Source organism: Paenibacillus sp. TAF43_2 (assembly GCF_052113545.1).
Classification (GTDB): Bacteria; Bacillota; Bacilli; order Paenibacillales; family Paenibacillaceae; genus Pristimantibacillus.
Genome location: NZ_JBFRDK010000058.1, coordinates 1 through 23,141, shown reverse-complemented (window position 1 = coordinate 23,141; position 23,141 = coordinate 1). Strand labels below are relative to the sequence as shown.

Sequence of the window (23,141 nt, the reverse complement as noted above, 5' to 3'; positions counted from 1 at the left end):
TGTTTGCAAGGCTGCTCATGAGTTCAATGAACTTATGGGCAGCCTCTTTTTCATGAAATTTTATGATCGAATTGAGAATGATTGGATTTCAAGCCTTTTAAATTTTTAATTGGATATATTTGAGGTATACCGCCGAATAGACAGTGAAACAAATCTATACTTATAATGTTTTCGGGGGGCTGAAAATGAAAATTTCGCGTAAGAACTATATGTATGGTTCAATTATTATCATTATTTTAATCGCTATAGCCTATTTAAGCTTATTTATTTTGAAAAATAAAATAAATGCTACAGAGCATAACAACCCCACATCACCAATGGCATCGGAGTATGTAAGCAAGGTGGATGGAAACTCTTTTTATGTTTTGGAAAATGGACAATGGACGAAAACATTTATTAAAGGTGTGAACCTTGGAGCTGGAAAGCCAGGCGCTTTTCCCGGCGAGGTTGCCATTACATACGATGAATACTATAGATGGCTTGGCTATATTTCAGATATGAATGCAAACACGATCAGAGTGTACACGATACAAAGGCCGCAGTTTTATAATGCCTTATTTGATTTTAATCAAAATGCAGTGAAAAATGGCAAGAAGCCTATTTATGTGTTTCATGGCGTTTGGGTTAATGAGAGCGATATAGCAACAATCGATGATGCTTTTGGCAGCAATGACAAGATTCTAAATGATATGAATGTTACGGTTAAAGATACGATTAATATTTTGCATGGCAATCATTATTTGCCAGTAAATAAAGGCCATGCGGACGGCAATTATACCTCGGATGTTTCGAAGTATGTCATCGGATGGATTGTTGGTATTGAATGGGAGCCTTCGCTTGTCGTCAGCACGAATGAAAATAACGCAAAGCGCAGCCATTATGATGGCAAATACCTTTATACCGTAGGCGCATCTCCGTTTGAGGCCTTTCTCACTGAAGTAGGAGATAAGTTGATTGATTATGAAATGACAACCTATAACATGCAAAGCCCGGTTGCCTTTTCCAATTGGGTAACGACAGATCCGCTAAAACATCCTAACGAGCCTTATAAAAATGAAGACCTTGTAGAAGTAAACGTCGAGCATGTTAAATGGCATGACAGCTATAAAGCCGGCATGTTTGCCTCTTATCATGTGTACCCCTATTACCCCGATACGTTTAGCTATCAGACCGATTATATTCACTTTAAAGATGCCGAGGGAAAACCAAATCCTTATCTGGCTTATTTAGAGGAAATTAAGAAGTTCCATTCCATGCCTGTTCTTATTTCGGAATTTGGCATTCCAGCCTCACGCGGCAAGGCGCATGAAAATAAAATTACAGGTTTTAATCAGGGCTTTATAGATGAACGTACGCAAGGCGATATGCTGATGAAAATGATGAAGGATATTCACGCTGCTAATTTAGCAGGGRGATTGGTTTTTTCGTGGCAGGATGAATGGTTTAAGCGAACGTGGAACAACAATGATTTGGATTTGCCTGATTCAAGGCCATACTGGCTTAATGCTCAAACGAATGAGCAGCATTTTGGTTTATTAGCGCTTGATCCTGGCAACGAAAAAAGCATCCGTTATATCGATGGTTCGTTCGATGATTGGGCAAATGATACTCCCCTGTACGCTGACGATCATACCAAGCTATACGTAAAAAGTGATGAGGGATATGTCTATCTCATGATTGATGCTGAAGACTACGATTTTAATAAGGACACGTTGATCATACCGATCGATACGATAAAGGAACAAGGGAACAGAAGCTTCTCACAGCTTGGCTCCACATTTAGCAAGGATGCAGACTTCGTAGTGAAAATTCATGGACCAACGGACTCGCATGTATTAGTAGATGCCTATTACGATAACTACTATTTTAGATATGCGGTTCAAACGAGCCTCATCGACAAGAGCCCAGCCTTTCATCATAAGAACACGGGTATTTTTAACCCCATCAGGCTTAGTTTAAATAAAAGCTATGTAGTTCCGCAGCTGAACAAGGTCGTTCCTTTTGCAGGATATGAGACGGGGCTGCTCCAATACGGAATAGGCAATCCGGATAACCCTGATTTTAATTCATTAAGTGATTTTTATTATAAAGATGGAAAAGTGGAAATGAGAATTCCATGGCAGCTGCTGAATGTGATGGACCCATCTCATAAATATGTCATTGATGATATGTTTGCTCGTGGAAAAATATCAAAGCTGAAGGTAGATGGAATAAGCTTTGGCATACAGCATATCAAGACGGGCAGCACGCCTGAAACGACGCAGCAGCCTATAGCAATGGAAGAATATAGCTGGAAGGAATGGGAGCAGCCGACATTTCATGAACGATTAAAGCCTTCCTATTACATTTTGCAAAAAGGATTTCAAGCGATGAATTAATTCATATATAAAATGAGGAATACAAATGAAAAAAAGAAATATGAAAGCTCGCTATATCATTTTAATAGCTTTATTCATTGGTTTATTGATTCCTTTCATCGTTTGGCTGCTTACACCAAGCAAAAACCTTGATGTCGTTGTCATTAATAAAACCTTTCCGATTCAAGCATCTGAAACGAGCGGCATAAGTGAGCTGGATTACATCAAGCAGCGCGGGTTGTTTTGGATCATGGATCATCTGCGCATAAATAACCCAGTAACGAATAAAGCTTATGACGCCAAGAAGGATTATTATGGGAATTTCCTCGCTGATGGGAAATTAACGGCTGTTCCTTTTGATAAACGAGCTAATGTGCCAGATCTGATTTATATTTCGGATGCGTACGGCACAGGCAATTCAAAGGTGAATGGTGTGGAACCAAAAGGGGTTTCAGGCCTGACGATGGATGAGGTTAGTTTAATAGCTACCAGCTATGCCAAAGGGACAACGGTTATTGGCGAATACAATATTGCAGGCGAGCCTACTGCGCCAAACGTATCCAAGGAGCTTGAAGCTATTTTTAATGTCGGCTTTAAGGGGTGGGCAGGCAAGTTTTTCTCTGAATTATCGTCGGCAGAAGATGTACCGAATTGGATAAGAGCAACCTATGAGCAGCAATACGGGAAAAAGTGGAGCTTAACGGGAGCGGGAATCGTTATTGCGGGCAACAATAGAATCATCATATTGGAGCGCGGCAAAGACTTTACAGGACAATCGATCAGTCTATTCATGACTGAGGATCAAGCTGGCAGCTATCATACGGACACGATTGATTACTATAACTGGTTTGAAATCATTGAGCCAGCAGACGATAAGTCGATAATCGCATGGTATGACTTAAACGCTACGGAAGCGGGCCAGGAGCAATTGAAGGTCTTAGGGATAAATACTAGATTCCCAGCAATCATTGCAAATAAATCCGGCAAGAAGAGCTCCTATTATTTTGCGGGTGATTTTAGTGATTATAAGGAACCGGAGAAGATTAAACGGTTTTGGGGTGCTTCTACGCTATACAAAATATTCAGTGTAAACAGCGAAGGGGATCATTCGTATTTTTATTGGCATTTTTATGTGCCGCTTATGTCCAAGCTGTTGAAGGAAACAAAGCCACTAGATGAAAGCATTACATTCCAGGCGAAAGCAGAGACAGCTTCAAATGGTATACAGCTCGTATCAAAAATTGTCGACAATGCATTTTCCGTTTATGAAAACGGAGCTTGGAAGAGCATGTTCGTAAAAGGGATGAATATTGGCACAGCAATACCAGGTATACCTGAAGGAAGCTTCCCGGAGGATACGGCTATTTATTCAGAGTGGCTTGAGAAGATTGGTCTAATGAACGCCAATACGATACGAGTATACACGTTGATGCCGTCAGGCTTTTATCGAGCGCTTGATATTTACAATACGAATCATCAAGATAAACCGCTGTATTTGCTTCAAAATATATCGCCGAGCAGTGAGCCGCCATCAGGCGACTTGCTGAATCAAGAGTACAATGCAGCCTACAAACAAACGATTCAAGATACCATTAACGCAGTTCATGGGAATGCCAAGTTAAAAACCAAAGAGGGGATGAACTCCGAGCTGTACATGAATGATGTGTCAGGCTATATCCTTGGTTTTTTAGTTGACCCAGGCTTAACCCCTCAAAAGGCAAAGGCCACGGATCAAGCACATTCCTCTTACAACTATAGTGGGGACTATGTTTCATCAAGCGTAGACGCAACGCCTACCGAGTCGTGGCTTGCTTCCCTATCGGATCGTATCTTTCAATATGAGCAAATTAATTACAACATGCAGCATCCAGCAGCGATTACCAGCATTCCAGAGCTAGACATTCTCGAACATGCTGCATCAAATCCAGAGACGCTCGATGACGCGGTTTCAGTGGATATTAATCATATTGTTATTTCTAGCAAAGTGATCAGCGGATTTTTTGGCGCGTACAATGTCTTTCCCGATCATTCGGCATTTATAGCTGGGGAAACGAAGGAAGCAAAAACTGACTATGCAGGTTATAAGCAGTATTTGGATCGTTTTATGAGCACTCAAAAAAAGTATCCCGTACTTATTAGCGAATTTGGATTGTCTACAAGCCTAGGCTCATCGCAAATATCCGCTTCTGGCCATAAGGACGGTCAGAACAGCGAGGCTGAGCAAGGAGAAGGCATCGTTGCGATGATGAAAATCATAAAGGACAGCGRCAGTATGGGCGGGCTTGTTTATGAATGGGCGGATCAATGGGGAAAAAGCAGCCGGTTCACCTCTTCCCTGATGATCCCTTATGAGCATGGAAGCCTCTGGCACAACGTCATTGATCCTGCTCAGCGATACGGTATTTTAGCGATAGAATCACCTACGCCGACAGAGTATGCAATGACCTTGCGGGGAACAGATCCTCTGCGCACCATTTCTTATGCTGCTAACGAATCTTATTTCTATATAACAGCCGAATTCAGTGAACTGCCGAAGTTTAATCAGAAGAACATTATGATCTATTTGGACACCGTTGACAGAAAAAATGGCGAATATATGCTGGCTCCTGACGTGAATGAAAACTGGTCTGGTGCAGAGTTTAATGTCAGCATTCAAAATGCGAAGCAAGCCGAATTACTCGTAATCCCGCAATATAATGCGAGCAAAGGCAGTTATTACACTTCCGTATCGTCTAACGGCATTTATGAGAAAATGATGCGGGATGGATCAACCTTGAATGCAGGCAGCTTTGACAACAGCAGCAGCCATTTTTATTTTGAGGGCAAGACGCTGTATCTTAGAATTCCATGGGCGAGCTTGAACTTTACTGACCCGTCCAGCTTGCTCGTATTCGATGATGAGAAGAAACAAGGGRCAATCGAGAACATAAGAGACGGCGTTGCTGTTCGAATGACGGATGGCATAGTCGCTTCACTCGTTATTATGGATAAAACAACGCAGAAGGTCGATTATCAGTTTCCCGAAAGCGTTACGTCATCCGGCTACCGAACCTTTGCATGGAATACATGGACGAAACCCCAATACGTATCTCGCAATAAGAAAAGCTACGACATGCTTAAACAACTTTTTGCGCAGGAGGATATATGACAAAAGAAGCATTATATTTGCTGCTCATTTCATCAGCGTTATTTTCATTTTTTTTCATATCGATTATCGTCATTTGGTTTTTTCGTTACTTTAGCGAGTCCGCGACTAGCCAATTGAAGAAGCAGCTGGAAGAAGTATTCACATCCTACTTTTACACTGAAAATAAAAATAAACGAACAATCGTGCAAAAACTGAACAAAATCGTCGGAAAAAGTGCTAGAAAAAAAGAGCTGTTCATTAATATCGTCATTAATCACGATACTGATTTTATCCATACCCATCATGAACAGTTGATGAACATATATGAATTAACAGGTACGAAAGCTTTTCTGCTCAAAAGACTGCAATCAAACAGCGTTCATATTCAGTCCTTAGCCTGTCGGCATCTAGGGGAATTGCAGCTCAGAGATACAACGGCATCTATCCTTACGCTTATTTCAAGCAAAAATAATGATGTGATTTATAATATGATGCTGGCTCTTGCGAAGCTTGGCGATTTGGAGGGGCTAGTTCATGTTCTAACCTATGACTCCCAAAATATGAACTTGTCTCATAGAGCTATTATTGAGATTATTTCTGCTTTTGACGGCTCAAAGGAAGAGCTGTTTCGACAAACAATTGATAGAAGCGATGACTATATGAAGGGCATTCTAATAAAAGCTGTTGCTGATTATAGTATTGAAGGCTTAAGCGAGCATTATATTAAATATTTGAATAGTGAGGATAAGAACCTTAGAATCGCATCGATAAGAGCGCTGAGCGAGCTGAATAATCCAGATTATGAAGCAGCAATGCTAACCAAGCTTGATGATCATGATTGGGAGGTTAGAGCAGCTGCTGCTAAGGGCCTTGAGAAGATTGGGACTAAAAATAGTTTAGCGGATTTAGGGAAAACAACAGGCGACAGTGTGTGGTGGGTAAGACATCATGCCGCCAGTGCACTTGTTCTCATTCCTGGAGGTATTGCTTACGCTTCAAGGATCATCGATGGAGACGATAAATTTGCTCGGGATGCCGTAATTAGTGTGATCGAAATGACTTCCTAATGACAACTTAGAAAAACGAGGATGGTTTTCAACAACATGTATATTCTCAGAATGTTTATTATTTATTTCAGCGAGTTTTGTATGCTGTATACGATTGGAATAAACATCTTTTATAATGGGCAAATGCTGATCGCTTCGTTAGATATGTTTAGTTATTTACGAAAAATGAAAGCTTCGGATTATAAAAGATACATCGATTCGAAAAATATGATTCCGATTTCTATCATTGTCCCTGCGTACAACGAAGAGAAAACGATAGTTGATAATATTAAATCGCTGCTAGCTCTAAATTATTTTGAGTATGAGATTATTATTGTAAATGACGGCTCCACCGATTTCACAAAAGAAAAGATCATAAACGAGTTCAATTTAAAAAAGGTAAACCAGCCCATTATGCAAAGCTTGCCTACGAATGAAGTAGCTGGCATTTACCGAAGCAATCAATACGAGCGATTAATATTTGTAGATAAAATAAACGGCGGCAAAGCGGACGCCCTTAATGCGGGCATTAATGTGTCTGTCTATCCTATTTTTGCATGCATCGATGCCGATTCCATCTTGGAAAATGATGCCCTTATCAAGCTCACGATGTTATTTGTGGAAAATCCCGAAACGATTGCTGTTGGAGGGATCGTCAGAATTGCCAACGGCTCGATCATTAAAGACGGCAAGCTTATGGAGATGAATATTCCGAAAAGCAATATGGCGAAATTTCAGATTATTGAGTATTTCCGAGCTTTCCTGACTGGCCGTACGAGCTTCAGCAAGCTTAATTCCATACTCATTATTTCCGGTGCATTCGGTGCGTTTAATAAAAGGGTCGTTATTGAGTGCGGCGGGTACAAAGTGAATACGATCGGTGAAGACATGGATATTATCGTTAGACTTCATAAGGCGATGAAAGACCAGAAGAGGAAGTACAAAATACAATTTCTAGCGGACCCGATTTGCTGGACTCAAGCTCCAGAAACAATGAAGGATCTAAGAAGCCAGCGGAGAAGATGGCAAATTGGTCTTTTTGATACGCTGATAAGCTATAGGAGAATGCTCTTTAATCCGAAATACGGCAAGATTGGCATGGTGACACTGCCTTATTATTGGATATTCGAATTAATTGGGCCAATTGTTGAGGCACTCGGCTATATCTTTATCCCACTTGCCTATTTATTTGGCTTGCTTGCATTTGACAGCTTTATTACTTTTTTTGTTATCGCGTTTTTACTCGGCACTACCTTATCAATGGGCAGCATCTTACTCGAGCAAATTACATTTCGCAAATACAGCTCGCTTAAAGAAACGTTGCTGCTTGTGCTGTTCGGCGTGTTGGAAAACCTAGGTTATCGTCAGCTTACTGTTCTGTTCCGTGTTGAAGGAATTTTTAATTTTAGAAGAGGCCGTCATTCATGGGGAGCAATGAACAGAAAGAAATTTGTTTCAAGCAAAGAGAAAAAAGATAACGATAAGTGATGCTGAAATAGCAATAGAAGAGTAGCTGCGTGCAGATGCGGATGCTCTTTTTTTTGCAATGGAACGATAAGAAAAACTCCAAATAGGCAACCGCAATAAGAAAAAGGATCAAAGGGCTTAGAATCAATGAAAACGCATACATGTCATTCTTGAATAGACCACTCTCTGAGGGGCCTTGGGCTTGTATTCGGGGCGAAAATCGATTGGTAAATCTTGCGGTTGCCGATAAATAGGCGATTTATCAACAAAAATGACACATTTGAGAAGTTATCTGAATAGTCGCAGTAGTTCGCGAATTGATGTTTCCTCATAAATATAAAGCGCTATCATTCGATACGGGAAATGACATATTTACGAGAATTGTTATGTTCCGTATTGTTGTGAATGTAAGCGATAGCATTTCCGAAATTCCTGTCGCCAATCACCAAACAAAAGCAATTACAACGAAATGGGAAAGGAGTGATTTTATGCAGGAAGCAAGTCAAGTGGCAGCACCAAATATGCTTCCGGAACCGACGAAAGAGAAGAGCAGAATGTGGAAAAGACTCCTTCAAAATTGGGAATTGTATCTATTCATTGCACCCGCATTTTTCTACTTTCTAATCTTCTCTTACGGTCCGATGTACGGCATACAAATCGCATTTAAGAACTTCATACCAACGAAAGGGATTTTCGGAAGCCCTTGGGTCGGTTTCGACCATTTTGTCCGATTTTTTCATTCTTATTACTTTTGGGACTTGATATGGAACACGTTAAGTATTAGCCTGTATGAACTCGCTATTGGGTTTCCGATACCGATTATACTGGCGCTTGCCTTCAATGAGCTGAAGGGTGGTTCCTTCAAAAAGATGGCTCAGACCGTCACTTATGCGCCGCATTTCATTTCAGTCGTTGTTATGGCAGGCATGATCATTACGTTCTTGTCGCCTTCATCGGGAATAGTGACACATCTTATTGAGTGGCTTGGATTTGATGCTCCAGATTTCTTGACGGACCCGAAGTGGTTTAAGACGATGTACGTATTCTCTGGTGTTTGGCAAAGCGCAGGATGGGGAACAATCATATATTTGGCTGCGCTTTCAGGAGTAGACCCGGGTCTGCATGAGGCAGCCATTATAGACGGAGCTTCACGCTTCCAACGGGTGCTTCATATTAACATTCCGACGATTATCCCTACGATGACCATTCTTTTAATTCTGAACATGGGAAGCTTGCTTGGGGTTGGATTTGAGAAAATATTGCTGCTCCAAAACTCGCTTAACATGGGGGCATCCGATGTCATTTCAACCTTCGTATACCGATCAGGGCTTGTTGATGCCCAGTATAGCTTCTCGACGGCGATCGGCCTGTTCAATTCCGTCATTAACGCCATTATTTTAGTGCTTGTCAATCAGATCGTAAGACGCACCAACGAAAACAGCCTGTGRTAGAAGAAGGAGGTATGACCGATGGTTTCCGCCGTTAAAGAGTCCGGAAGGGATAAAGTGTTTCTGATATGCAACTATATTTATGTATTTCTCGCTTTTATTGTAGTCGCCTATCCTGTCATTTATATGATTAGCGCTTCGATAAGCGATCCGAAATTGGTAGGTTCCGGCGAGATGTGGCTGTGGCCAAAAGGCATTACGTTTGAAGGTTATCAGAGGGTGTTCCAAAACTCCAGCATATGGACAGGTTACGGCAACACCATTCTTTATACGGTAGTAGGCACGTCGATCAATTTATTCGTTACGCTGCCTGCAGCCTACGCTCTAAGCCGCAAAGACTTTATGGGACGCAACTTTTTTATGGGGATGTTCCTCGTCACGATGTTTTTTGGAGGAGGGCTCGTACCAAGTTATTTGCTCATCAAGGAACTTGGTATGGTGAATACAATTTGGGCAATCGTAATTCCTTCGGCCGCTTCAATCTGGAACATCATTGTAGCGCGCACGTTTTTCCAATCCTCTATACCAAAAGAACTGCAAGAGGCTGCCCAAATTGACGGGTGCACCAACCTGCGGCTGTTTGTCAAAATCATCTTGCCGCTGTCCATGCCAATCATCGCCGTTATGGCTTTGTTCTATGGTGTTGGCAACTGGAACAGCTACTTCTCGGCACTCATTTATTTGAATGATGCCGCAAAATATCCTTTGCAGCTCGTGCTGCGGCAAATTCTTGTGTTGCAGGAGATGTCGGCTCAGGGCGGCGGTGCAATGGATGCTTCTACGGCGTCGGCTCTCAACAGTAAGGCAGAGATTGCGGCGCTGGTCAAATACGCGGTTATTATCGTAGCGACAGCACCGATTATCGCCGTTTATCCATTTCTTCAGCGTTACTTTGTGCAAGGTGTCATGATTGGTTCCGTTAAGGGCTGATTTTGCTCATAAATAATATGAAAAAAGGGAGAGGGTTTAGGATGAAAAAGCTAAAAAAAGCATCATCTTTGTTACTCAGCATTACGCTGCTTGCTTCCGTATTAGCGGCATGCGGTTCACCGAACGAGGGTAAGTCAAATAACGGCAGTACGGGTTCCAAAGGGTCAACATCCGTTGAAGCTTCAGGGGTTAGCAAAGACGGTTTCCCGATTGTTAGCGAACCGATTACGCTGAAGATGATGTCACAGGATGTTGGCGTTGCGGATTGGAACCAAATGCCTGTGCTTCAAGAGATGGAGAAGCTGACTGGCATTAAGCTGCAGTTCCAGAATGCCCCGCTTGATAGCTTTGCGACCAAGAAAAACCTGGTATTTGCGAGCGGCGACTTGCCGGATATGTTTTATGCAGCGGATCTTAAGCCGGCAGAGCAAGTAACTTACGGTACACAAGGCGTTCTTATTCCTCTTGAAAAATATATTGATGAAGGTTATGCGCCTAATATCAAAAAGATTTTTGATGAACATCCGGAAATTCGGAAGTCCTTTACAACACCAGACGGCCATATTTATGCGCTGCCTAATATTGATCTGGCAGCCGTCTGGTATCGCGGTCCAATGTGGTATAATGGCAAGTTCCTGAAAACCCTCGGTGTAACGGAGCCTAAGACGACTGAAGAGCTGTATGACTATCTGAAGCGTGTGAAGGAAGAAGATCCTAATGGAAACGGGAAAAAGGATGAAATTCCGTTAACTTCCGTAAAGCTGGATGATTTGCGCATGTACTTCCTCGGCTTTTGGGGCATCTATGATGAGGTCATCTATGCGGATAAGGATGGCAAAGTGCATTATACGCCTCAAGAGGAAGGATACAAAGGATATCTAACGTTTATGAATCGTCTATGGAAGGAAGAGCTGCTTGATCATGAGACCTTCTCACAAACCGGCGAGCAGAAGAAAGCAAAAGGAGAAAACAATCAAATCGCTGTCTTCAACGACTACTACCCTTACTTTACGTTAGGCGGCGAACCAAGCGGAGACAATCCATTGATGACGCCTGTGAAGAGTGAAATAGCTGATTCTCCAGTCTACGGCAAACATCCTGGCATATCGGCAAATGGTACTTTCGCTATTACAAGCAGCAATCCATCTCCAGAAGCAACGATGCGCTGGGTAGATTATCTATACAGCTATGAAGGCGCTACATTGTTCAATCAAGGTCCAGAGGATCTTCTATGGAAATATAAAGACAAAGAAAAACATGAGAAGGAATGGCTTCCTGTTCCGGGCGGCGGCGACCGTGAAGAATACCGCGGCAAAATAACACCAAATTACGGAATTCTTACGCCGGGCATGAACTCTGGCGAGCTTGCGATCGGACTTCGCAGCGAATTCGACTTATGGATCGATAAGGAAAATGCAGAGAAGCTTACGCCAATCGCCAAATCGCCTTACCCTAATGTTTATTTGACCAACGAAGAGCAAAATGAGGCTTCTGCTTTGTTATCTGATCTGAACACGTATGTGCAACAAATGGAAGCCAAGTTCGTAACAGGTCAAGAGTCGATGGCCAATTGGGACAAGTATTTAGAGCAAATTAAAAAAATGGGCGGAAATCGGATCGCTGAGCTTTACCAAAGCGCATACGACAGATAATTGACAGATAAATAAACGAACAAGAGCATGAACCCAGAAACAGCAAAAACCCGGTCATGCGAAATGCTGACCGGGTTTTGTTTATTATTCATCATCTGAATCAGAAAGCAATTGCGCCTGTTCGTTCTCCCAGAATTGCTTGCGATATTGACCAGGCGTATAGCCGGTTTCTTTCTTAAATTTGCGTATAAAGTTAGGCGTATCCAAATAGCCGACTTGAATAATGATGTCCTTAAGCGGTGCGTTTGTCGTTTTCAGATGATGCATAACCTCTTCCATTCTTTTTTGCCAAATGTATTGGATGAAGTTAAGGCCCATCTTTTCCTTAAATGAACGGCTCACATGTGATGGCGAAATGGCATACTCATATGCAATCGTTTCTAGGCTGAGCGTATGGTCTCTAAAATGCTCATCGATATAGGAAACGATCCGATCAATCTGTGATTGCTCCTCCTTCTGATTGTTGCGCTCCACTTGATTGCAGATTCGGGAGGCGAGATTCAGAAAGCCAGTCTCGATTTCATCCAAGGAGTGGCTGTAAATCATGTTAGGAGCCATGTCTTGAATCACATTTTGAATGCCAAGCTCGGACGCGGTTTTTAGCATCGTATTCAAAATGTCAAAGCATATACAGCGTTTGAGCAGGGCAGACAGCTCGGATGATTGCAGGCTGCGGATCGACGGGCTGATCATTTGTGCAGCTACATCATAGCTTCCTTGCTTCAAGCTTTGAGAAAGCTTGAGCAGCGAATTATTCGGTATCCAAAAGGCATGATCAGGTGTATCTTGCAGCTTCTCGAAATAGGTGATCGTGCCATGACCGCTTGTCGCTTGCAGCTCAAAAGCAGAGCAAGCTTCRATAAAGGACTGATTCAGCTGGTCAGGGCTTGAATAGCAGGTTCCAACGCCAATCGTAGGCGTAACATCGAACGTCTCTAGTATCGTGCAGAGCACCGCTTCAGCAATGTGGCGCACAGGAACAAATTCCTGCTCGGCTTGATCCCTATTAAAGCTGATAATGAGTGCAAGCTGATCCAGCTGAGGGAGCTCTACGCCATAGGCATGAGCAGCCAGCTCCGGGAATTCGATTTGGGAGAGCAGTTCTATCAATTCTTGCCGCTCCTGTCGTTCCTCTTGCGTATCTTCGATTTCATCCCATCCAATCACCATAACAAAGTGATGAGATTGGTCGAAATGAAGATCGAAGGCCTCTTGCAGCTCTGGTGAAAGACTTTGCGCATTTCCATATTTCAGCAGCATGGACAAAAAGTGATTGCGAGCGTATGGCTCTTGAAGATCAACTCGCGAGCTGTATTGCTGCAGCGCTGTTCGTATTCGATCAAGCTCGTTTCCGTTTTCGGTTGATTGATCAGCGGAATGCTTCGGCTTGGATTTGGAATTTGCGAACTCTACAAGCGTAGAGATCGGCAGGTATTGCATTCTAGCAAGCACGAGGGCAATCGCCGCTCCAACGACCACAACGATGATAAACAGCATGACGATGAAGCTGCGGACATGCACTACGCTGCTGAGAAACTGGGAACTTGGCATGACGGTCACATAAGTCCAGCCATTATTTTCTGATTTTACGGATACGATGGAATGCGGCTTGCCATTTAAGGTTTTATCATGAATGCCTGGCGCGAGACTATATAGAGACTGCGCCTCTGCATTCGTTAAGGCTTCGCCCTGGCGATTGTCTACTAGAATTTGACCTTTGTTGTCCAAAATATAAGTCAAGCCTTGATAATTGCCTAGAATCGAATCAATTAAACTCGTAAGCTCTGATTCTTTAATTAGATACATAATCGTTCCGTGTGGATTAGGGTTGTATGGCGTAATGGGAACAAGATAAGCAAGCATCGAATCCTGCAAATTAGCGCTTAGGACTACGGTATCAGCTGGACGCATCGTTGGATATTTAACCGTATTCAAATCTTGAAAAATAGTGTCTTTGCTCCAATTGTGAAAGGTAAAGGTGTTTGCGAATACATCCATGCTCGATAGACCCTTCGCGGAATAAATATTTTCATCCTTGTGAAAATACAAGAACAACTCGCTAATGATAGAGCTGGTCGCTTTGTATTGATCCAGTGCTTGAATCGCTTCACCGCTGTAATAAGAATCGTGAACCCGAAACGGAGTCAGCCTCTTGTCATACGAGACGCGTGAAGCAATTTCACTTAGCTCCTTCATCCGCCCGTCAACAATAACCTTGGCTTGCGTGAGCTGGCTGAGGCGGGATTGCTCAATTTCAGTACGTAGATTGGTTACTGCGTTTTGATAGATAAATATCGTCATAAGTACTAATGGGATAAGCAAAATAAACAAGTAGGACCAGATATATTTTAAAAACAGTTTGGATTTGAAGTAGTTTCGTTTCATCTCGTCTGCCCCCTATGATCGATCAATCCTTTTCGTCGCTACTAATCATAGCAACAAATTTACAATTTGGACATAGAGCAGAAGAAGGCAATGAACGTAACGCTTACGAAAGTCCTACTATACTTGGAGGTAACCATGAGCGAAATAAAGACGACAGAAGAAATAGAGCAAGTTGTTGAGCAGGGTGTCCACAATTACAGCAGCGAAGAGCAATGGGTAAAGCCAGAGGACCTGCTTCTGCAGGAGCGGCTGGAGTGGTTCAAGGATCAGAAGCTGGGCCTTATGATGCACTGGGGGCCATATTCACAGTTAGGTGTAGTTGAATCATGGGCGCTTAGTGACAAGGATGAGGAATGGTCACGCGATGGCATCGATTGGAATATAGACGCAGAGGAATTGAAGCGGCAGTATTTTGGGCTAAACAAAACCTTTAACCCGCTTCGCTTTCAGCCTGAGCTATGGGCAGATCTTGCTGCGGAGAATGGCTTTAAATATTTAAATTTTACAACCAAGCATCATGACGGCTTCTGCATGTGGGATACCCATACGACGGATTACCGAATTACGAGCCCTGATTGTCCTTTCCATTCGCATAAGTACGCCGATATTTGCAAGCAGCTGTTTGATGCTTTCCGCGCAAAGGGCTTAGCTATATCTGCATACTTCTCGAAGGCAGATTGGCATACGCCATATTATTGGGCGCCAGGCATGGAGCGTGGATCGTTTACCGCGCGCGGGCCTTCCTATGACCCGAAGCAATATCCGCATTTGTGGGAGCAATTCGTGCAGTTCACCCATGCGCAAATTATGGAGTTGATGACGAAATATGGCCGCATCGATATGTTATGGCTAGATGCAGGTTGGGTTAACGATTACCGCGATCAAAACATCCGCTTAGGCGAGGTGGTTGAGAAGGCGCGGGAAATTCAGCCTTGGCTGCTCTCGGCTGACCGGACGGTCGGCGGCCCTTATGAAAATGTCATAACACCAGAGCAGACATTGCCTGAGCGTCCGCTTAACGTGCCGTGGGAGAGCTGTATTACGATGGGCACCTCATTCTCCTTCCGTTATGAGGACAAGTATAAGACCGTTCGACAGCTGATCCATCTGCTCGTTGAAATCGTTGCGAAAGGCGGAAACCTGGCACTTAATGTCGGTCCGCAGCCTGACGGCAGGCTATCGACTACAGCCATTAGCCGCATCAAAGGGATGGGCGATTGGTTGAAGGTTTATGGCGAGGCGATCTATGGAACACGAATTTGTGAGCCTTTTTCTGCTGACAATTGCCACTTTACGAGAAAAGGAGATACGGTTTATGCCTTTTATTTGTACAAGGATGAAAAAGAAGCTGTGAAAGAGGAATTATACCTCCCTATACAGAAGTCTTTCAGCCAGATTGATCTCGTAGGCGGACAAGACCATTTGCAGTACAGCCAAGCAGAAAACGGCATTATTGTCCGTTTGCCAGTGAATGAATACTCAGAACAAGCACCAATCGCGCATGTGTTTCGGATTCGTTAATCGAGAGGGGTAGTCTGCTATGCAGCAATGGTTTAAGGAAGCTAAGCTAGGTATTTTTATACATTATGGCATTTATGCAGTAGATGGTGTCTCCGAGTCATGGTCGTTCTATAACGGAAGAATGAGCTATGACGATTATATGAAACAATTGGACGGCTTTACGGCTTCGAAGTTCGATGCGGACAAATGGGCTGATTTAATTGAGCAATCGGGAGCGAAGTACGCAGTGCTTACGACCAAGCACCACGACGGCGTAGCCTTGTTTGATACACAGTACAGCGACCTTAGCGTTGTGAAGAAAACACCGGCAAAGCGGGATCTGATCAAGGAATATGCGGAAGCCGTCACGAAAAGAGGGATTCGACTTGGGATGTATTATTCGCTCATCGACTGGTCGCATCCCGATTATCCATCTGTGTTTGAAGGCGGCAAGGTGCCGGATGACTTGTCTAAGGTTAACAAATTTTCGAGCCCGATAGATGGTGTTCAGGATGAAGAAAAGTGGAATGCTTTTCTGAAGTTTAACAATGATCAGCTGCGGGAGGTTTTAACGAACTATGGGAAGGTTGATCTTCTTTGGTTCGACGGCGATTGGGAACGCAGCGCTGAGCAGTGGAATTTGCCCGAATTCAAGCAGTATCTGCAATCGTTTAACCCAGACATTATTATCAACTCGCGCCTGCAAGGTTACGGGGATTATAAAACGCCGGAGCAAGGGATTCCGATAACGCGGCCGGAGGGGCCTTGGGAGTTTTGCACAACCATTAATAGTTCGTGGGGGTATGTACCGACGGACGATAAATATAAATCATTAAATCAAATCATTCGAATGTTCTGTGATTGCATTACCTTGGGCGGCAACATGCTGCTTGATATCGGGCCGATGGAGGATGGAACGATAGACAAACGGCAAGAGAATATTTTGCTGGGATTAGGCGAATGGATTCGAACGCACGAAGAAGCGGTATTTGGGACAGACGAAGGCATTATGACCCGCTATTATTTGGGCGGCAGCACCATATCCAAAGATAAAAAGYCACTGTATCTGTTTGTGTATGATGATCCGAAAGAGAATGTATGCCTAAAGGGATTATGCAACAAGGTCAAAAAGATTACAGTGCTGCATTCCGGCAAAGAGCTTACGCATGAAATTCATGGCGGGGTGCCATGGTTCAATATTCCGGGGACGACATGGATTCATCTGACAGCGGAAGACACTCACAAGCAAGTGACCGTGCTTAAGCTGGAATTTGATGATGAGCTTGATATGTATGGTGGTTCAGGCGCAGTTGTAACGCATAACTAATCAAGTGATCTGTCTACTTAGGAGGAAGAAACGATGAAAATTGGATTAAGTTCTTACAGCTTGCTAAGCGCCATAAAATCGGGAGAGATGAGCATTCTTGATGCCATCTCTTGGATAGCGGGTAACGGCGGCGAGCATATGGAGATTGTTCCATATGGCTATACGCTCGTTGACAACCCTGAGCTGGCGGATGCTGTACGCGAGAAAGCAAAGGAGGTTGGCATTGCCCTCTCCAACTATTCGATGCCGGCGAACTTCGTGCAGGATACGGAGCAATTGTTTGAAGAGGAAGTCGCGCGGGTCAAGCTGCATGTTGATCTTGTGCATCGACTCGGCATGAATCATATGCGGCATGATGTAACCGCCTTCACCATTCCGCAGGAGAAGATGACGATACGGTGGTTCGAGGAGAACCTGCATCTCATGGTGAAGGGCAGCCAGCTCATCGCGGACTATGCCGCGCAATACGGCATTACAACGACGATAGAGAATCATGGCTTCAGCGTACAGTCCAGCGACCGGGTTCAACGTGTTCTTCATGCGGTAGACCGGCCGAACTTCAAGACGACACTCGATATCGGCAACTTTATGTGCGTGGATGAGAATTCGATCATCGGCGTTAAGAAAAACTTGCCTTATGCATCACTTATCCATTTCAAAGATTTCTACTTCCGTCCATATGATCAGCATCCGGGTGACGGTGATTGGTTTTTGACCTCGAACGGTAACTACCTGCGCGGTGCGATTGTAGGTCAAGGGGATATTGAGATCCGTAAAATCGTGAAGCTTATTAAGGAATCGGGTTACGATGGTTATATGACGATCGAATTTGAAGGCATGGAAGAGTGCAAATCCGCCTCCCGTATTGCGATGGACAACCTGCGCCGTTTCTGGCATGAATGTGTACTTTAAGCGAGCTTCATCGTTTTCATAGATTCATAGCAATTCAAACGGAGGGATAACATGAATTTAAGCGGATTGCAGGAGCCTAACATCGAATATGCACCCAAACATTATGTATGTCGCCGCGCGGCGGAGCCGCTCATTCTTGACGGGCGAGTTGATAAGCCGTTCTGGGCAGCAGCGGACTGGACGGATGATTTTGTCGATATCGAAGGCGATCTTCGGCCAAAACCTGCGAAGCAGACCCGCGTGAAAATGCTGTGGGATGACGACTATTTCTATTTTGCGGCAGAATTGATTGAAGACGAGATTTGGGCGACGTTGACGGAGCGGGATTCGGTCATTTTTTATGATAATGATTTTGAAATATTTATTGATCCCGATGGTGACAGCCACAATTATTACGAGTTTGAAATTAACGCGCTGAACACCGTGTGGGATCTGCTGCTGGTTAAGCCATACCGCGACGGCGGTCCGCCGATTAACGGCTGGGACATTAGCGGGCTTCAGACAGCCGTACATATTGACGGCGAGCTGAATCGGCCGGAAGCAGCGAATCGGAAGTGGAGCATTGAGGTAGCGATGCCTTGGAAAAGCTTGCGCGAATGCGCGCCTGAAGGCAGAGCGCCAGTAAATGGCGAGTTTTGGCGCGTCAATTTCTCCCGCGTGGAATGGCGCGTTGAAGTGAAGGATGGCGAATACCGCAAGATCATCAATCCGGATACGGGAAAATCCTATCCAGAGGACAACTGGGTATGGTCTCCGATGGGACTTATTAATATGCATTATCCTGAGCTATGGGGTTATGTCATGTTTGCAGGGGAAGATGGCCCGGATTCATTCGAACAGCCGCCGGATGAACGCATAAAGTGGGAGCTGCGCAAGCTCTATTATCGTGAGCGCAATTACTTCGCAAGTCACGGCGAATTTACAGCGGATGCGGAATCACTGATGCATGGCGGAGAGCAGTGGAGCATATTGCCTGTCATTGAGACGACCCGCTCCATGTTCCAAATCACAACGCCGTCTAGCGATGGGAAGTCGAGCTTCTGCATTAGGCAAGACGGAAAGCTATGGAAGGAGTGAGTTAGCATGACATTGCAAACCTCTGTATTCTCATTAGAGCAAGCGTCGATGGAGCTGATTGAACGCAAGTTTCGTGAGAAGCAGCTGCTCGCTAAGGCGAGAGAGCATGAGCTGTTTGATATTTTTCAGCAGCCGCTGACAGATGAAGAGACATGGGCGCTCAAATATTTGTACGCCTATATGCCTGTAAACGATATGGCTGATTATGACGGTACGTTATTTCTAAGCCATGTGCGGCAAACGCTGGACATTCGGGGAAAAGTGCCTTGGGGGGAGCGGGTGCCGGATCATCTCTTCCTGCATTTTGTGTTGCCCTACCGTGTGAACACGGAGAACATCGAGGATTCACGAGGTATCTTATACAGTGAACTGGCGGAGCGTACCGCGTCTTTGTCGATGGAAGATGCGATTCTGGAGACGAACTACTGGTGCCATGAGAAGGCGAACTACATTGGCAGCGATCTGCGGACGATCTCGCCGCTTACGATGATTCGAAATGCTCGAGGCCGATGTGGTGAGGAATCGACACTTGCTGTTGCAGCGCTTCGGAGCATTGGCATTCCTGCTCGCCAAGTATACACCCCGCGCTGGGCGCATTGTGACGATAACCATGCATGGGTAGAAGCTTGGGCTGACGGGCAGTGGCACTATATCGGCGCCTGTGAGCCGGAAGCTCGCCTTGATCAAGGCTGGTTCACTCCTCCAGCCCGGCGGGCAATGCTGATCAATACTCGGGTATTCGCAAATTACCCGGGCCCTGAGGACATCACGCTTGCGGACAATTGGTTTACAGAAATTAATTTGCTTGAAGGTTATGCGCCTACTCGAAGCATTACTGTCGCTGTGAAGGATGAGCTGAACGAACCGGTCAGCGGCGCGAATGTTTATTTTGAGCTCTATAATATGGCTGAATTTTATCCGATTGCTGAGCTGAAGACAAACGAACTGGGTGAGGCTGCGTTTAAGACAGGCTACGGAGATCTGTTGATTCGTGCTGTGATGGATGGCAAGTGGGGAGAAAAGAAGATTACAGTTAGTGATCGTGTGCGCTTCGAGATCGTTCTGGATCAAGTGCAGCAGCCCGAAGGGATAACTGACTTTGATATGGTTCCACCTCCTGAACGTAATGGCAAAGCTCTCGATGTGCTTTCCGAGGAGAAGGTTCAGCGGCATAATAGCCGCCTGGAAGAAGGCACGAACATCCGCAGCAGCTATGAACAAACATTCCTAAGCGAAGCGCAGGCGTCGGATATTGCCGAGGCTGCTGGTCTTCCGCAGGAGCGGGTGTGGGATGTGCTGCGCAAGGCACGGGGAAATAGCCGCGAGATCGCAGCCTTCTTGCAGGAACGCACCGCTGAATTTGGAGAATGGCCGCTTAAGCTGCTGGAGAGCTTGAACGAGAAGGATCTTTCCGATACGTTCCGCAAGGAGCTTGACGATCATCTCATCGGTTCTCTGTCGCAGCGCGGCGAGCTTTCCGAAGACATCTTCTCGCGGTATATCCTTTGTCCGCGAGTGTTATATGAAATGATCGTGTCTTATAAGCATTTTTTCCAAGAGGTGTTCACGGAAGCACAAGTAGCATTGTTCCGGCAAAATGCTGCTGAGCTTGTACGCCATCTGGATTCAGAGTGGTCGTTGTGGGAGGACCTTCCCAATCTGAAGGGCAGAGGCAACCCTGTTGGTACCTTTCAGATCAAGAAGGGGGATCAGGCTTCTCTCGATATTATGTTTGTGGCAATCTGTCGCAGCATAGGCATTCCAGCACGCTTGCATCCAAGTGAGCAGAAGCCGCAATACATGACGATGGCTAACGGCTGCTGGCAGGATGCGTTATTTGCAAATCGAGCGATGCAGCAATTGGAGCAGAAGGAAAACGGCAAGCTGCGTCTTCTTAAAGATAACGAGTCATCCGATGAAGCTCCGGCAGCTTCGTACTCTGAGAACTTCACGTTCGCCCGGCTGGAGAACGGCATATATAAAACGTTGGTCTACCCTAATGGGAAATCTGATGTATACGATGAGCCGTTTGAGCTTGCGCAAGGCAGCTATCGATTGACCACAGGTATTCGGTTAAAAGATGGCACCGCATGCGTTCGCTTTTCCTATTTCGAGCTGCGTGCAGGAGAACAAATGGATATTCCGTTGACTTTCCGAAGTGAGAAGCAAGGTATTCCAGTACTAGGGACGCTGAACAGAAACGATACGTTTACGATGCTGGGTGGTTCAGACCAAGCGATTGGTGAGCTTATCGGCATGAATGGGGCAATTGTTGCTTGGCTGGAGCCGGAGCGTGAGCCTACCAAACATTTATTCCGTGAACTCGGCGAGCTTGCTGAGCCGTTGAACGAACTTGGAGCGCCGATTGTGCTTGTCGTAGGTGATTCCGAATGGACGTCATCTTTTGATCCTTCTCGTTATAAGGGGTTGCCTTCGCGTACCGTGTTTGTTCGTGATTCCACTTACGCGGCTTTGCCGGACTTTATAGCAGTGCCGCCAGCTAGCGAAGCGGGTTTCCCGCATCTGCTCGTGCTGGATAACCAAGATCAAATTCGTTATACAGCATCAGGATACAAGATCGGTACGGGAAAAGAAGCATTGCAGATTCTCACTAGCATATGGCAGCAGCCAACGAAACGGAGTGATACGTAATGGCAAGTCGAAAATATATTGTGGCGGGATATGCGTCAGATTCGAAGCTTCCAGACATGACGCGGGAAGATTTAACGAAACTTACCCATTTGAATGTGGCATTTGGCCATGTGCGCAATGATGAAATTATTACAGAGCATTTGAAAAATATTGATGTTCTTCGCAGGATTAAACACGAGCATCCAGAGCTGACTATTCTATTGTCTGTCGGCGGATGGAGCGCAGGCGGGTTTTCTGAAGCTTCATCTACCGCTGAAGGGAGAAGCCGCTTCGCAGATTCGGCGGTTCGTGTATTAACCAACTTTCCATTTGATGGAGTCGATCTCGACTGGGAATATCCTTGTTATGGTGAAGCGGGCATAGCGTCGAGTCCAGATGATAAGACCAATTTCACTCTGCTGCTCAAAACCATTCGCGAAGCTTTGGACGAGAAGGGCGCAAGTGACGGAAAACATTATTTGCTTACGATTGCCGCAGGCGCGGACCAATATTACGTAGACGGTACGGAAATGGATCAAGTCCAGCAATATTTGGATTTTGTTCAGCTGATGACCTACGATATGCGCGGTGGGTTTCAAATTTTGACGGGGCATCATACGAATCTGTATACACCAACTGGAGATTTATTCCGAATCAGTACGGATGCATCTGTTAACTTGTTCATCCGAGCAGGCGTGCCGAAGGAAAAGATTGTGATAGGCGCGGCGTTTTATACTCGGGTTTGGCATAACGTTCCTAATCGCGCGAATGGGCTTCATCAAATGGCGGGCACCACAGGCGGATATGGACCAGATTTCACCAAGCTTGCAGCGGAATACATCAATAAAAACAATTATGTTCGATATTGGGACGACGAAGCGAAGGCGCCATATCTCTACGACGGAAGCAGCTTTATCTCCTATGACGACGAACAATCGCTGCATCATAAATGTGAATATGTGAAAGCAAGTGAGCTTGGCGGCGTAATGTTCTGGGAATACAGCTGCGATGAAACGCACCGTTTGCTCCACGCGATATATGAAGGGCTTAAGGAGTAGCTGGATTGGAAGTTGCTTTGCGGTATCGGTGCGGCTCTGAAGCACAAGAGGAAGTCAGTTTTTTAAAATAAGCCTACTTTCTAGTCCTATTTCTGCGAAAAGCTTATATTTGTTGAAAATAGGTCTAGATTCTAGCACTATTTTTACTGAATCAGCCAATAGTGGGGGATTTGGCGGGTTATGAGTGGAAATAAGGCTATTAACTAGTCCTATTTAGTCCTATT

Annotated in this window: 14 protein-coding genes; 13 read left to right on the top strand and 1 reads right to left on the bottom strand. The window is 44.8% G+C overall.

Annotation, left to right across the window (positions count from 1 at the left end):
• Positions 1–185: 185 nt before the first annotated feature.
• From AB4Z17_RS14835 to AB4Z17_RS14805, 7 genes are all read left to right on the top strand, one after another.
• A complete protein-coding gene (locus AB4Z17_RS14835) occupies positions 186–2,378 on the top strand; it encodes a family 2 glycosyl transferase (RefSeq protein ID WP_441960528.1) in 2,193 nt (730 codons plus the stop codon).
• Between the two features lie 25 nt (positions 2,379–2,403).
• A complete protein-coding gene (locus AB4Z17_RS14830) occupies positions 2,404–5,505 on the top strand; it encodes a hypothetical protein (RefSeq protein WP_441960526.1) in 3,102 nt (1,033 codons plus the stop codon).
• The gene (locus AB4Z17_RS14825; protein ID WP_441960524.1) at positions 5,502–6,551 is read left to right on the top strand and encodes a HEAT repeat domain-containing protein; all 1,050 of its coding nucleotides are present in this window, start codon (positions 5,502–5,504) and stop codon (positions 6,549–6,551) included. The genes AB4Z17_RS14830 and AB4Z17_RS14825 overlap by 4 nt, the downstream gene beginning before the upstream one ends.
• Positions 6,552–6,602: 51 nt before the next feature.
• Positions 6,603–8,018, top strand: coding sequence for a glycosyltransferase family 2 protein (locus AB4Z17_RS14820; RefSeq protein ID WP_441960522.1), 1,416 nt, complete (start codon positions 6,603–6,605; stop codon positions 8,016–8,018).
• 500 nt (positions 8,019–8,518) lie between these two features.
• Positions 8,519–9,448, top strand: a complete 930-nt coding sequence (locus AB4Z17_RS14815) for an ABC transporter permease (RefSeq protein WP_441960536.1) — start codon at positions 8,519–8,521, stop codon at positions 9,446–9,448.
• A gap of 18 nt (positions 9,449–9,466) precedes the next feature.
• Positions 9,467–10,375, top strand: a complete 909-nt coding sequence (locus AB4Z17_RS14810; RefSeq protein WP_441960521.1) for a carbohydrate ABC transporter permease — start codon at positions 9,467–9,469, stop codon at positions 10,373–10,375.
• Between the two features lie 41 nt (positions 10,376–10,416).
• The gene (locus AB4Z17_RS14805) at positions 10,417–12,027 is read left to right on the top strand and encodes an extracellular solute-binding protein (protein WP_441910703.1); all 1,611 of its coding nucleotides are present in this window, start codon (positions 10,417–10,419) and stop codon (positions 12,025–12,027) included.
• A gap of 84 nt (positions 12,028–12,111) precedes the next feature.
• Here the strand turns inward: AB4Z17_RS14805 and AB4Z17_RS14800 are convergent, their stop codons facing one another.
• Positions 12,112–14,412, bottom strand: a complete 2,301-nt coding sequence (locus AB4Z17_RS14800; RefSeq protein WP_441960519.1) for a helix-turn-helix domain-containing protein — start codon at positions 14,410–14,412, stop codon at positions 12,112–12,114.
• A 135-nt stretch (positions 14,413–14,547) separates the two neighbouring features.
• Between AB4Z17_RS14800 and AB4Z17_RS14795 the strand changes: the two genes are divergently transcribed.
• The 6 genes from AB4Z17_RS14795 to AB4Z17_RS14770 are packed head-to-tail and all read left to right on the top strand — an operon-like array spanning position 14,548 to position 22,917.
• Positions 14,548–15,933, top strand: a complete 1,386-nt coding sequence (locus AB4Z17_RS14795; protein ID WP_441960517.1) for an alpha-L-fucosidase — start codon at positions 14,548–14,550, stop codon at positions 15,931–15,933.
• Positions 15,934–15,952: 19 nt separating this feature from the next.
• A complete protein-coding gene (locus AB4Z17_RS14790; protein WP_441960515.1) occupies positions 15,953–17,239 on the top strand; it encodes an alpha-L-fucosidase in 1,287 nt (428 codons plus the stop codon).
• A gap of 33 nt (positions 17,240–17,272) precedes the next feature.
• Positions 17,273–18,151 carry a sugar phosphate isomerase/epimerase family protein gene (locus tag AB4Z17_RS14785; RefSeq protein WP_076269703.1) on the top strand — a complete coding sequence of 293 codons (879 nt, stop codon included), beginning with the start codon at positions 17,273–17,275 and terminating at the stop codon, positions 18,149–18,151.
• A 51-nt stretch (positions 18,152–18,202) separates the two neighbouring features.
• The gene (locus tag AB4Z17_RS14780) at positions 18,203–19,228 is read left to right on the top strand and encodes a carbohydrate-binding family 9-like protein (RefSeq protein ID WP_441960513.1); all 1,026 of its coding nucleotides are present in this window, start codon (positions 18,203–18,205) and stop codon (positions 19,226–19,228) included.
• Positions 19,229–19,234: 6 nt separating this feature from the next.
• Positions 19,235–21,880 carry a transglutaminase domain-containing protein gene (locus AB4Z17_RS14775; protein ID WP_441960511.1) on the top strand — a complete coding sequence of 882 codons (2,646 nt, stop codon included), beginning with the start codon at positions 19,235–19,237 and terminating at the stop codon, positions 21,878–21,880.
• A complete protein-coding gene (locus AB4Z17_RS14770; protein WP_441960509.1) occupies positions 21,880–22,917 on the top strand; it encodes a glycoside hydrolase family 18 protein in 1,038 nt (345 codons plus the stop codon). Before AB4Z17_RS14775 ends, AB4Z17_RS14770 begins: the two co-directional genes overlap by 1 nt.
• The last annotated feature ends 224 nt before the right edge of the window (positions 22,918–23,141 follow it).

Excerpts from the sequence above, each read along its gene's own strand:
- AB4Z17_RS14825 (WP_441960524.1), top strand. The coding sequence starts at position 5,502 with ATGACAAAAGAAGCATTATATTTGCTGCTCATTTCATCAGCGTTATTT.
- AB4Z17_RS14820 (WP_441960522.1), top strand. The coding sequence starts at position 6,603 with ATGTTTATTATTTATTTCAGCGAGTTTTGTATGCTGTATACGATTGGA.
- AB4Z17_RS14810 (WP_441960521.1), top strand. The coding sequence starts at position 9,467 with ATGGTTTCCGCCGTTAAAGAGTCCGGAAGGGATAAAGTGTTTCTGATA.
- AB4Z17_RS14805 (WP_441910703.1), top strand. The coding sequence starts at position 10,417 with ATGAAAAAGCTAAAAAAAGCATCATCTTTGTTACTCAGCATTACGCTG.
- AB4Z17_RS14795 (WP_441960517.1), top strand. The coding sequence starts at position 14,548 with ATGAGCGAAATAAAGACGACAGAAGAAATAGAGCAAGTTGTTGAGCAG.
- AB4Z17_RS14785 (WP_076269703.1), top strand. The coding sequence starts at position 17,273 with ATGAAAATTGGATTAAGTTCTTACAGCTTGCTAAGCGCCATAAAATCG.
- AB4Z17_RS14780 (WP_441960513.1), top strand. The coding sequence starts at position 18,203 with ATGAATTTAAGCGGATTGCAGGAGCCTAACATCGAATATGCACCCAAA.
- AB4Z17_RS14775 (WP_441960511.1), top strand. The coding sequence starts at position 19,235 with ATGACATTGCAAACCTCTGTATTCTCATTAGAGCAAGCGTCGATGGAG.
- AB4Z17_RS14770 (WP_441960509.1), top strand. The coding sequence starts at position 21,880 with ATGGCAAGTCGAAAATATATTGTGGCGGGATATGCGTCAGATTCGAAG.